Consider the following 10,642-nt stretch of genomic DNA (forward strand, 5'->3'; position numbering starts at 1 on the left):
ATCCCGTCCTGCGCCAGGTTTCCAAGCCGGTCGAGCGCGTCGATGCCGATTTGCGCAAGCTCGCCGACGACATGCTGGAGACCATGTATGACGCGCCGGGCATCGGCCTTGCGGCGATCCAGATCGGCGAGCCGCGTCGGCTCCTGGTCATCGACCTCGCCAAGGAAGGCGAGGAGCCTCAGCCGCATGTCTTCATCAATCCCGAAGTGCTCGAGAGTTCCGACCAGCGTTCCGTCTATGAGGAAGGCTGCCTGTCGATTCCCGATTATTATGCCGAGGTCGAGCGCCCGGCTTCCGTGCGGGTGAAATATCTCGACCGCGAGGGCAAGCTGCAGGAGATACAGGCGGAAGGCCTGATGGCCACCTGCCTGCAGCACGAGATCGACCATCTCAACGGCGTGCTGTTCATCGACCACATCTCGAAGTTGAAGCGCGACATGGTGGTGCGCAAGTTCAAGAAGCTCGCCAAGGACAAGGCGCCGGGCAAGATGGTGGGCTGAGGGCCGTTTCGGCCGCGCGAGCACTTGAGCCTCCCGTAAGACAGGATCGCAGGACCTCATGCCGCATCGCGTCATCTTCATGGGCACGCCGGACTTTTCCGTGCCGACCTTGCGCGCCATCGCCGAAGCCGGTCACGAGATCGCGGCCGTCTACACGCAGCCGCCGCGTGCCGCCGGCCGGCGCGGGCTGGAACTGACGCCGTCGCCGGTGCAGCGCGAGGCCGAGCGGCTGGGGCTTGAAGTGCGGACGCCGACATCGCTGAAGGGCGAAGCCGAGCAGGTGTCATTCGCGGCCCTGCAGGCCGATGTCGCCGTGGTCGTCGCCTATGGATTGCTGCTGCCGAAAGCCATTCTGGACGCGCCGTGGCTCGGCTGCCTCAACGGCCATGCCTCGCTTTTGCCACGCTGGCGTGGTGCTGCTCCCATCCAGCGCGCCGTCATGGCGGGCGATGCCTTGACCGGCATGATGGTCATGAAGATGGAAGAGGGTCTGGATACCGGGCCGGTGGCTTTGGTTGAAAAAGTCGCCATCGCACCCGATATGACGGCCGGCGAATTGCATGACCGCCTGATGGTTCAGGGCGCCTCGCTGATGGTCGAGGCGCTCGCGCAGTTGGGGATAAATTGTCTGACATTTACCCCGCAGGCGGCGGAAGGGGTGACCTACGCCCGAAAGATCGATAAATCGGAGACACGCGTAGACTGGACGCGGCCTTCTGGCGAAGTCCACAATCACATTCGCGGCCTCTCGCCCTTTCCGGGCGCGTGGTGCGAGGTCGAAATTGGCGGCCGCATGGAGCGGCTGAAACTGCTTCGCTCGGCGCTCTCGGAGGGCGTCGGCGAGTCGGGAGGAATTCTCGATGACCGGCTGACGGTCGCCTGCGGATCGGGCGCGGTCAGGCTGGTCGAAGTTCAACGGGCGGGCGGAAAGCCTGCCGCCGCGCAGGAGTTCTTGCGCGGCGCCAAGATCGCAAAAGGAACGAAACTGACATGAGCATGATGTCGATACGCGCGGCGACGCCGCGGGATCGCGAGGCGATCCGCCTCGTCGAAGAACATGCCTTTGGCCAGCAGGCGGAAGCCGGGCTGGTCGATGCCCTGGTCACCGGCGGCGACGCCGTCGTCGAGCTGGTTGCCGAGGAAGACGGCCAGGTCGTCGGCCACATCCTGTTTTCCAGGCTTTACGTGCAGAGTGGCGGCAAGCGTTTCGCGGCCGTCGCCCTGGCGCCGCTGGCGGTCGAACCCTCCTTCCACGGCACCGGCATCGGCGGTGCGCTGATCCGCGAGGCGCATATCCGCCTCAAGGAAGCCGGCGAGACGCTGGCCGTTGTCCTGGGCGATCCAGTCTATTACGGCCGCTTCGGCTACACCCATGGCCGCGCCGCAAATTTCGACAGCGAGTATCAGGGCGAGGCGCTGCAGGCGCTGGCCTGGGGCGATGCGCCCGAGACCGGCAGGCTGGTCTACGCTTCCGCTTTCACCGCCTTGGCCGCCTAGGCTAAGGCAGCACAAGCTGGCATGCCGCGTTTTCGGCTCGATATCGAATATGACGGCAGCCAGTTCGCGGGCTGGCAGCATCAGGCCGACCAGCCCTCGGTGCAGCAGGCGATCGAGCAGGCGATCGAAAAGTTCTGCGGCGAAGACGTAAGAATACGGGCCGCCGGCCGCACCGATGCCGGCGTGCACGCCACCGCCCAAGTGGCGCATGTCGATCTTGCCAAAGCGTGGCCGGGCGACAAGGTGCGCGATGCGGTGAATGCCCATCTGCAGGCGGTCGGCGCGCGCGTCGCCATCCTCAAGGCGGCGGTTGTCGCCGATGATTTCGACGCGCGCTTTTCCGCCACCGGCCGCCACTATCTCTATCGCATCCTCAACCGTCGCGCGCCGCCGGCCCTGGAAAAGGGCAAGGTCTGGTGGGTGCCGAAACGGCTCGACGCCGAGGCCATGCACGAGGCGGCGAAAGTGCTGCTCGGCAAGCACGACTTCACCACCTTCCGCTCCACCCAGTGCCAGGCCGAAAGCCCGGTCCGCACGCTTGACCGCCTCGAGGTCAGCCGCGATGGCGATTTCATCGAGGTGCGCAGCTCGGCGCGCTCCTTCCTGCACAACCAGGTTCGCTCGATGGTGGGCTCCTTGCGGCGGGTCGGCGACGGCTCCTGGGGCGCGGCCGATCTCAAGGCTGCGCTCGAAGCGCGCGATCGCGCCGCCTGCGGCCAGGTAGCGCCGCCGGACGGGCTTTTTCTCGTCGGCGTCGACTATCCGGAGGCGCCCGGCAAATTCACCATCGCCGGGGACCCCGACACTTAACCCGTCGTGCTGTCCGGTATGTCGATGCCGAGCAGCGCCTGCAGGCCGAACAGGACGAGCAGCGAGGCGATGAACATGCCGACAAAGACGGCGGTGCCCACGGCGGCGCCCTTGCCGATCGACGCATTGGTCATGCGCCAGGTCAGCAGCGCCGACAGCGCGAACAGGAACAGCGAGACAAGGCTGCTGATCTCGCTGGTTGAGGGCAGGAACAGCCTGAGCAGCGCCGAGGGCAGCATCAGCCAGGCGATGATCGCCGACGCCCAGTTGGAGGCAACGACATAGTGGACGAAGCGGCCGCCGATGCCGGTGCGCGGCGCGACCAGCGCCAGCGCCACCAGCGGCAGCACCCAGGAGCCGATATCCACCGTCGCCAGCCTGATCAGCATGCCGAGGCGCCCGGCGAAGGCCTCCGGATCGCCGATCTCATTGGCGATCCCCACCCAGCCGACGATCAGCGCCGGCGCCGCCACGACGATGGCGTAGAAGGAATTCCAGAAACCGTCCGCCGAAAGGTCGAGCAGGCGCAGCCCGTCGGCCTTGCCGAACATCAGCCGCCAAGCGCCGACCAGCGAAGCATAGGTTTCGTCCGCCGATAGCATGGTCACGAAAGGCCTTTTGCGAACCAGTCTTCGATGAAACGTTCGTAGATCTGCGTCAGCGTCTCGAGGTCGGCAAGCGCGACGCGCTCGTCCACCATATGCATGGACTTGCCGACCAGCCCGAACTCGACCACAGGGCAATAATCCTTGATGAAGCGCGCGTCCGACGTGCCGCCGGAGGTGGAGAGCGCCGGCGTCCTGCCGACCACCGTCTTGACGGAGCTGCTCAGCGTATCGATCAGCCTGTCGTCGCGGGTGAGGAAGACATGGCTCGGCCGGTCGCGCCAGACAAGCTCGTAGTCGACCGGCGTCTTCTTGCCCGGTCGGTATTTCTTGCGGCCGGCCGCCTGGTCGAGCCGGTTGTGGATCTCGGCTTGTATCGTCTGCGCGTCCCATGTGTCGTTGAAGCGGATGTTGAACGTCGCCGTCGCCTTGGCCGGGATGACGTTGGTCGCCGGATTGCCGACGTCGATCGACGTCACTTCGAGATTGGTCGGCTGGAAATCCTTGGTTCCCTTGTCGAATACGGGATGGAGCAGCGCGTCGACCAGGCTCATCAGCCCGCGCACCGGATTGTCGGCAAGCTGCGGATAGGCGGCATGGCCCTGGCGTCCGTTGACGGTCACGGTACCAGACAGCGAGCCGCGCCGCCCGATCTTGATCATGTCGCCCAGCGCATCCGGATTGGTCGGCTCGCCGACGATCGAGGCGTCCCACTTCTCGCCCTTGGCCGCCGCCCAGTCGAGCAGCTTGGTGGTGCCGTTGATCGCCGGCCCTTCCTCGTCGCCGGTGATGAGCAGCGAGACCGAGCCTTTCGGCCCGCCGTTTTTCTCCACGTGGCGAGCCACCGCGGCGATGAAGCAGGCGATGCCGCCCTTCATGTCGACGGCGCCTCGGCCATACATCTCGCCTTTGGCGATTTCGGCGGCGAAGGGCGGATGCGTCCATGCCGATTCGTCGCCCACCGGCACGACATCGGTATGGCCGGCAAACATGAGATGCGGGCCGTTGCCCGAGCGCCGCGCATAGAGGTTTTCGATGTCCGGCGTGCCGTCTTCCGAGAAGACTGGGCGCTCGACCGAAAAGCCAAGCGGCTTCAGCATGTCCCCCAGTGCGGCAAGAGCCCCACCTTCTGCGGGTGTGACGGACGGACAGCGGATCAGGGCGGCAAGATTCGCGGCGGGATCGGTCGGCAATGTCATGGGCAAAGCGATAGTCGAAAGCGTTTGTCGTGTCACGGTGGCAGATCATCGCCGGTGATGCCGCCGACAATATGGTTTTCATCACGTATAAATGCATGTCGCCCGGACGTTTGCAGCAGTTCTGGGAGAACGACAGGACATCATGGCAAGTCGGGAGCCAAGCGAGGACAAATTCATGGCCAGCGAAACAAGCACCATCGCGATAGCCGGCGCCGGCAGCATCGGCTGCTATGTCGGCGGCTGCCTGGCGCTCGCCGGGCGCAAGGTCGTCTTCCTAGGCCGCGGCCGCGTCGTCGAGGCCATGCGAGAAAGCGGGTTGCGCGTCAGCGATCTTGATGGCCGCGACCGCCGCATCGAAGCGCAGGCGATTTCGGCGACCGTCGATCCGGCGATCGCACTGGCGGACGCCGATGTCATCCTGGTGACGGTGAAGAGCGGCGCGACCGGGGAGATGGTGAAGCTGATCGCCGCCCACGGGCGTCCGGATGCCGTGGTGGTCAGCCTGCAGAACGGCGTCGACAATGCCAACCGGCTGCGTGACGGGCTCCCCGGACGGCGGGTGCTGACCGGCATGGTGATGTTCAACGTCGTGCAGTCGGCGGACGGCGAGCTGCCGTTCCGCATCCATCGCGCCAGCCAGGGCGAGGTAATGATCGACGACGGCGTCGATGGCCTTGCCGAGCTGCTCGATGTCGACGGGCTTGCCGTCGAGGCGCGCGCCGACATGAAGGCGGTGCAGTGGAGCAAATTGCTGATGAACCTCAACAATGCTCTGGTGGCGCTCTCCGACCTGCCGCTGGCAAGCCAACTGGCCGACCGGAGCTGGCGCGTGATCCTGGCCGCCCAGGTCGACGAGGCGCTTGCCGCGATGAGGGCGGCGGGGATAGCGCCGGCGCGCATCACCGGCCTGCCGCCGGCGCTGCTGCCGAAAGTGCTGCGGCTGCCCGACTGGCTGTTCGGCCTCCTGGCGCGCCGCATGCTGGCGATCGGCCCTCAGGCGCGTTCGTCGATGTGGGACGATCTCAAACGCGGCCGTCCGACCGAGATCGACGAATTGCAGGGCGCGGTCATTCGCCTGGCCAGGCAGGCCGGCATCCCGGCGCCGATGAACGAACGGGTCGCGGCTCTGGTGCGTCAGGCCGAAGCGGAAAAGCGCGGTCCCCCCGGCCTCGGGCCGGACGCGGTCAGCGCAATTCCAGGAAAAGTGTGAGCGGTTTTCCGTCCGGAATTGCGCAAAAACAAACGGATAGAGCGGTTCGCCGTTTCCTTGAAACGGTGAACCGCTCTAGCGGCGGCCTTCGATCAGCGTGATCTTCTGCCAGATCTTGCGCGACAGGTTGGAGCTCAGGTTCTCGATGTCGTTGACCCCGTCGATGACGACATCGTCATTGACCGACTGCGCGAACAGCGCCGCCACCTTGCCGGCGATCGACAGCATCTCCGAGCAATAGTCGAGATAGCGCGCAAGGTCCGCGGCGTTGGTCATGCGGGCGGGCGAGTGCGCGGTCGGCTTGAAATCGGCCGACAGCGCCGCCGGGTCCTTGGTCAGCTGATGCATGTCGATGACATGGATCAGCGAGCGCAGCCCGTGCAACTGGCGGAAGACTTTCTTGCGCTTGATGCGCTCCTCGGTGCGGACCAGCGCCAGCAGCCCGAGCGCGGCCAGGATGACGGTGTTGATCGTCGCTTCGATGCCTTGCATCGACTGTACGGCGTCGTCGGCGCCCGAAATGCGGTCGAGCGGCAGGATCGTGCCGACGAACAGGAACACCGCCACGCCGGCGATGAAGGCCGCGATGATGACGCCGCGCAGCCACCAGATCGGCGTCTCCAGTTCCCTGGCCGCCTTGGCGAGGTCCCGCGACAGCGACACCAGCTCGGCGGCGACGCCGCGCAGGCCGGCATCCGGAAAACGCTCGCCGATCCGCCCCTCCAGCCTTTCGGCCGTCTCGATGATCAGTTGCGGATCGAGCGCGCGGTAGCGCATGACAGCCTCACGAATCGGCCGGCGCGTTGGTGCGCCTGCCGTAACGGTTCGGTCCGGGATCGCTGCGGAAACAGGAGAGGATGATGAGCAGGATGGGACCGATGATGAGCGAGATCAGCGCAAAATAGGTCGGCTTGCCGAAATCGTGGAAGCGCTTTGCCGTCACCGCGAAGGTGGCCCAGGCCGAGATCAAGAGCACGCCCCAGCAGATCATGGCCCAGTTCTGGCTGGCGGTGGTGTTCAACTCCACCCGCGCGAACTGGTAGAACGGGAAAAACTGAACGAGCACCAGCAAAACTCCGGCCAGCGCATAGGCGACCGGGCTCAGCCGCCCCGAAAGGCTGAAGAACAGCCAGAGGAATTGCGATCTTTCAGACAACCGCGTCCGCTCCGTCAAAGCATGTCTCCCGAAGTGGGAACCGGTTTCGGGACAAAGACATGCGCAAGATCAAAACCTAAAGCGCAGGGAGCGAATCTGAAAGATCGCGACGCGCTTTAGGAAGGATCAATCGCGCAGCAATTCGTTGATCGAGGTCTTCGAACGCGTCTTGGCGTCGACGCGCTTGACGATGACGGCGCAGTAGAGGCTCGGGCCCGGCTCGTTGTTCGGGAAATTCTTGCCCGGCATCGAGCCGGCGACCACCACCGAGTTGGGCGGCACCTCACCGTAGAAGACCTCGCCGGTGGCCCGGTCGACGATCTTGGTCGACTGGCCGATGAACACGCCCATGCCGAGCACCGAGCCTTCGCGCACGATGCAGCCTTCCACCACTTCGGAGCGCGCGCCGATGAAGCAATTGTCCTCGATGATGGTCGGGCCGGCCTGCATCGGCTCCAGCACGCCGCCGATGCCGACGCCGCCGGAAAGATGCACGTTCTTGCCGATCTGGGCGCAGGAGCCGACCGAGGCCCAGGTGTCGACCATGGTGCCCGTATCGACATAGGCCCCGACATTGACGAAAGACGGCATCAGCACCGCGCCCGGCGCGACATAGGCCGAGCGGCGCACGATCGAGGACGGCACGGCGCGGAAGCCGGCCTTCTCGAAATCGACGGCGCTCCAGCCGTCGAACTTGGACGGCACCTTGTCCCACCACACCGCCTGGCCGGGGCCGCCCTTGATGATCTCCATCGGGTTCAGCCGGAAGGAGAGCAGCACCGCCTTCTTCAGCCACTGGTTGACGTGCCACGTGCCGTCGTCCCGCCGCTCCGCGACGCGGGCGACACCGCGGTCGAGCAGGTCGAGCGCGGACTGGATGGCGTCGCGCGTCTCGCCGCGCGTGGCGGTCGAAATCGTGTCGCGCTCCTCGAAGGCCTTCTCGATAGTCGTTTCGAGGCTCGCCAGATCGGGCTTCGACATGATTTCGCTCCATTACCAAGCTGTTAAGGGGCTGAGCCTTAACCTGTTTAAAAGTCGCGCGGACCCTATGTTAAGGCTGAATGGGGGTCAATCGCGCCAGCGTCACGGGACGGCGCAAGTAAGGAATTGGACGGGTGGATTCGATGACTCCCATGGAAAAGGCGGGGTGGACGCCGCTGCCGCATTCGGACGAGGACCTGGAGCGCGCGAAAAGCGTGCCGGATACCCCGCAGACACGTGCCGAAACCTACCGGCTGGCCTGGAACGATCCGGACTTCATGACGCGGCGCGAATTGCGCGCCGTGCGGCTGCAGCTGGAGCTCTTGAAGCCGGAAATGATCCTGGCCGAACGCGGCATCCGCTCGACGGTGATCCTGTTCGGCGGCGCCCGCCTGCCCGAGCCGGGCGGCGAAGCCTGGGCTGCGAAGAACGAGACGCAGAAGAAGAACCTCGAGGCGAACAGCAAATATTACGAGGAAGCGCGCAAATTCGCCCGTCTGTGCTCGCAGCAATCGGCCACCTCCTATTATCGTGAATATGTCGTCGTCACCGGCGGCGGCCCTGGCGTCATGGAAGCGGGCAACCGCGGCGCCGACGATGTCGGCGCGCCGTCGATCGGCTTGAACATCGTGCTGCCGCACGAGCAGGCGCCCAACGCCTATGTCACGCCGGAGCTCTGCTTCAACTTCCACTATTTCGCCATCCGCAAGATGCATTTCGTCATGCGCGCCAAGGCGGTTGCCGTGTTCCCGGGCGGCTTCGGCACGATGGACGAGTTCTTCGAGACGCTGACCCTGATCCAGACCGGGCGCATGGAGCGCGTGCCGGTGATCCTGTTCGGCAAGGCCTTCTGGCGAAGGGTGATCGACCTCGATTTCCTTGCCGAGCAGGGCACGATCTCGCCCGGCGATCAGGATATCATCGATTTCGTCGACACCGCCGAGGAAGCGTGGGAAATCATCCGACGCTTCTACAAGTTGGGGGAGTAGGAACTGATGAATTGAAGAACTAAACAATTGAAGAACGACTCGGACTCCCTTTTTCGTCAATTCTTCAATTCTCCAATTCCTCTACTCGGGGATCCATCCCGGCCATGCCGGCTCACACCGGCAACTCGGCCAGCCAGCCATTCGAGTGCGCGAAGCGCACAATGGCCGCCCGCGAGCGGAGCTCGAGCTTCTCGGACGCCCTTGTGCGATAGGTTTCGATCGTCTTGATGCTGAGGTTGAGTCGGGACGAGATTTCCTTGTTGCTGTAGCCGAGCGCCACCAGCTGGATCACCGACCGCTCCCGTTGGCTGAGATTGCCCGGATCGCCCTGCGGGGCGCTGCGCGGGCTCAATATGCGCGCCGCGAGTGCGGGATCGACATAATTGTCGCCGGCCAGCACGCACCGGATGGCCTGCAGCAGGTCCGTCGCGGTCGAGCGCTTGACCACGAAGCCGCGGCCACCCGCCGCAAGCACCTGGCGCAGGCAGCCGGGGTCCTCATGCGCTGTCAATGCTATGCAGCTGACCTCGGGAAAGCGCTCGCCGAGCCTTTCGATCAGCACGACCCCGCTGTCGCCGGGAAGCGATATATCGACCACGGCGATATCGGGCAGCGTCTTGCCGATCCCTTCAAGGGCATCCTCGGCATTCCCGGCCAGGCCGACGACCGTCAGATCGTCCTGGCTGTTGATCATCGCCCCGACCCCCGACAGCATGATCGGGTGGTCGTCGACCAGAAATATCCGCCTGCAGCGCACCTTTAACCTCCATCAGTCGTGAAGAGCCCTTCCTCCGGAAGAGGCCTCTTGTCCTTGATGGTCTAGGCAACAGCCCCGCATGGCGCGGGACGCCCGTCTGTATCGGCAAGCCCTGAGGCGGCCGTAGCGGGTAAAGCTATCCCCCCGCCTAACCCATGCGGCGCGGATTGTAAGCCGCAGCTAATGTCCGGGATGTGCGGCGCTTCACGTAGACGAGTTTAGGAAAGGAACGTCGCGTTGTGCTGTCCGAACCCGTGCAAAACCAGACACTTGGCAAAACGCGACGAACAGGCCCGAAGCCGACGCAACCATTTCCCCATCAATCAGACTGTCCTTGGAAGGCGCAGCCCTTTCCCCCACTATTCAATGTGCCAACGGCACATCCGCATAAACGGCAGTTCCTTTCATCGTGGCGCTTTCGACCGTCAGTTCACCACCGACCAGCGCCAGCCGCTCCCGCATTCCGGCAAGTCCCAGATGGCCCGGACCGGGGTCGGCGCGGCCGTCAAAGCCGCGGCCATCATCCTCGATTGTCAGGCGCATCCGATCGTCCTGAATATGGGCCGTTACGCTTACCCGGCTCGGCAGGGCATGCTTGCCGATATTGGTGATCGCCTCCTGCGCGACACGATAAAGCGTGAGCGCGGTCTCTGCGGGCAGCGGGTTCGAAAGGGCGTCGAGATCCATCTCGCATGGAATGCCGAGCTGGCTGCAAAGCATTGTCGTCAGATCCTCGACCGAAGCGCGCAGGCCGAGACGATTAAGGTCGGCGGGCCGCAGGTTCCAGGCAGCGTCATGCACCTTGGCGCTGAGCCGGTCGATAAGCATCGCGGCGCGCTCGAGACGGCCGTCCATCTCCTGCGTGCCGGCACGTACGTTGTGCAACTCCAGCGCGACACTGGCCAGCATCTGGCCGAGGTCGTCATGCAGCTCCCGCG

The 10,642-nt window shown here is 64.7% G+C and carries 13 protein-coding genes; 6 read left to right on the forward strand and 7 right to left on the reverse strand.

Going from position 1 to position 10,642, the window contains the following annotated elements; genetic code table 11:
* The 4 genes from def to truA form a co-directional block, all read left to right on the forward strand.
* Window positions 1-500, forward strand: a 500-nt coding sequence (gene def, locus EOA24_RS14810; protein ID WP_127409883.1) for a peptide deformylase, incomplete at its 5' end; no start/stop codon positions are given.
* Between the two features lie 58 nt (window positions 501-558).
* On the forward strand, window positions 559-1,494 hold the full coding sequence (gene fmt, locus EOA24_RS14815) for a methionyl-tRNA formyltransferase (RefSeq protein WP_126080159.1): 936 nt from the start codon (window positions 559-561) through the stop codon (window positions 1,492-1,494).
* A complete protein-coding gene (locus EOA24_RS14820; protein ID WP_126080160.1) occupies window positions 1,491-1,997 on the forward strand; it encodes an N-acetyltransferase in 507 nt (168 codons plus the stop codon). The genes fmt and EOA24_RS14820 overlap by 4 nt, the downstream gene beginning before the upstream one ends.
* 21 nt (window positions 1,998-2,018) lie before the next feature.
* On the forward strand, window positions 2,019-2,807 hold the full coding sequence (truA, locus tag EOA24_RS14825) for a tRNA pseudouridine(38-40) synthase TruA (RefSeq protein WP_126080161.1): 789 nt from the start codon (window positions 2,019-2,021) through the stop codon (window positions 2,805-2,807).
* Here the strand turns inward: truA and EOA24_RS14830 are convergent.
* Window positions 2,804-3,409, reverse strand: a complete 606-nt coding sequence (locus EOA24_RS14830; RefSeq protein ID WP_126083621.1) for a transporter — start codon at window positions 3,407-3,409, stop codon at window positions 2,804-2,806. The genes truA and EOA24_RS14830 overlap by 4 nt on opposite strands.
* Window positions 3,410-3,411: 2 nt before the next feature.
* Window positions 3,412-4,611, reverse strand: coding sequence for a succinyl-diaminopimelate desuccinylase (gene dapE, locus EOA24_RS14835; RefSeq protein ID WP_126080162.1), 1,200 nt, complete (start codon window positions 4,609-4,611; stop codon window positions 3,412-3,414).
* A gap of 175 nt (window positions 4,612-4,786) precedes the next feature.
* Here dapE and EOA24_RS14840 point away from each other — a divergent pair, with 175 nt between their 5' ends.
* Window positions 4,787-5,821: a 2-dehydropantoate 2-reductase gene (locus EOA24_RS14840; RefSeq protein WP_127256687.1), complete on the forward strand. Its 1,035-nt coding sequence runs from the start codon at window positions 4,787-4,789 to the stop codon at window positions 5,819-5,821.
* 75 nt (window positions 5,822-5,896) lie between these two features.
* Here EOA24_RS14840 and EOA24_RS14845 read toward each other — a convergent pair whose 3' ends face one another.
* The 3 genes from EOA24_RS14845 to dapD form a co-directional block, all read right to left on the reverse strand.
* On the reverse strand, window positions 5,897-6,598 hold the full coding sequence (locus EOA24_RS14845; protein WP_126080164.1) for a hypothetical protein: 702 nt from the start codon (window positions 6,596-6,598) through the stop codon (window positions 5,897-5,899).
* 7 nt (window positions 6,599-6,605) lie between these two features.
* On the reverse strand, window positions 6,606-6,977 hold the full coding sequence (locus tag EOA24_RS14850; protein ID WP_189341914.1) for a DUF805 domain-containing protein: 372 nt from the start codon (window positions 6,975-6,977) through the stop codon (window positions 6,606-6,608).
* Window positions 6,978-7,103: 126 nt separating this feature from the next.
* Window positions 7,104-7,958, reverse strand: a complete 855-nt coding sequence (gene dapD, locus EOA24_RS14855; RefSeq protein WP_126080166.1) for a 2,3,4,5-tetrahydropyridine-2,6-dicarboxylate N-succinyltransferase — start codon at window positions 7,956-7,958, stop codon at window positions 7,104-7,106.
* Window positions 7,959-8,101: 143 nt separating this feature from the next.
* Here dapD and EOA24_RS14860 point away from each other — a divergent pair, with 143 nt between their 5' ends.
* Complete coding sequence (locus EOA24_RS14860) at window positions 8,102-8,947, forward strand: LOG family protein (RefSeq protein ID WP_126080167.1); 846 nt, start codon at window positions 8,102-8,104, stop codon at window positions 8,945-8,947.
* Window positions 8,948-9,059: 112 nt separating this feature from the next.
* Here EOA24_RS14860 and EOA24_RS14865 read toward each other — a convergent pair whose 3' ends face one another.
* Together EOA24_RS14865 and EOA24_RS14870 are read right to left on the reverse strand one after the other, a co-directional pair.
* Entirely contained in the window at window positions 9,060-9,704 is a 645-nt protein-coding gene (locus tag EOA24_RS14865; RefSeq protein ID WP_245463435.1) for a response regulator transcription factor, read from the reverse strand.
* A gap of 363 nt (window positions 9,705-10,067) precedes the next feature.
* The coding region (locus EOA24_RS14870) for a sensor histidine kinase (RefSeq protein ID WP_133374517.1) at window positions 10,068-10,642 on the reverse strand (575 nt) is incomplete at its 5' end.

This window comes from Mesorhizobium sp. M2A.F.Ca.ET.039.01.1.1 (genome assembly GCF_003998035.1).
Lineage (GTDB): Bacteria > Pseudomonadota > Alphaproteobacteria > Rhizobiales > Rhizobiaceae > Mesorhizobium.

Bases quoted from the DNA above. Each gene is read 5' to 3' on its own strand.
- dapE (WP_126080162.1), bottom strand. From the start codon at position 4,611: ATGACATTGCCGACCGATCCCGCCGCGAATCTTGCCGCCCTGATCCGC.
- fmt (WP_126080159.1), top strand. From the start codon at position 559: ATGCCGCATCGCGTCATCTTCATGGGCACGCCGGACTTTTCCGTGCCG.
- truA (WP_126080161.1), top strand. From the start codon at position 2,019: ATGCCGCGTTTTCGGCTCGATATCGAATATGACGGCAGCCAGTTCGCG.
- EOA24_RS14830 (WP_126083621.1), bottom strand. From the start codon at position 3,409: ATGCTATCGGCGGACGAAACCTATGCTTCGCTGGTCGGCGCTTGGCGG.
- EOA24_RS14860 (WP_126080167.1), top strand. From the start codon at position 8,102: ATGACTCCCATGGAAAAGGCGGGGTGGACGCCGCTGCCGCATTCGGAC.
- EOA24_RS14845 (WP_126080164.1), bottom strand. From the start codon at position 6,598: ATGCGCTACCGCGCGCTCGATCCGCAACTGATCATCGAGACGGCCGAA.
- dapD (WP_126080166.1), bottom strand. From the start codon at position 7,958: ATGTCGAAGCCCGATCTGGCGAGCCTCGAAACGACTATCGAGAAGGCC.
- EOA24_RS14840 (WP_127256687.1), top strand. From the start codon at position 4,787: ATGGCCAGCGAAACAAGCACCATCGCGATAGCCGGCGCCGGCAGCATC.
- EOA24_RS14820 (WP_126080160.1), top strand. From the start codon at position 1,491: ATGAGCATGATGTCGATACGCGCGGCGACGCCGCGGGATCGCGAGGCG.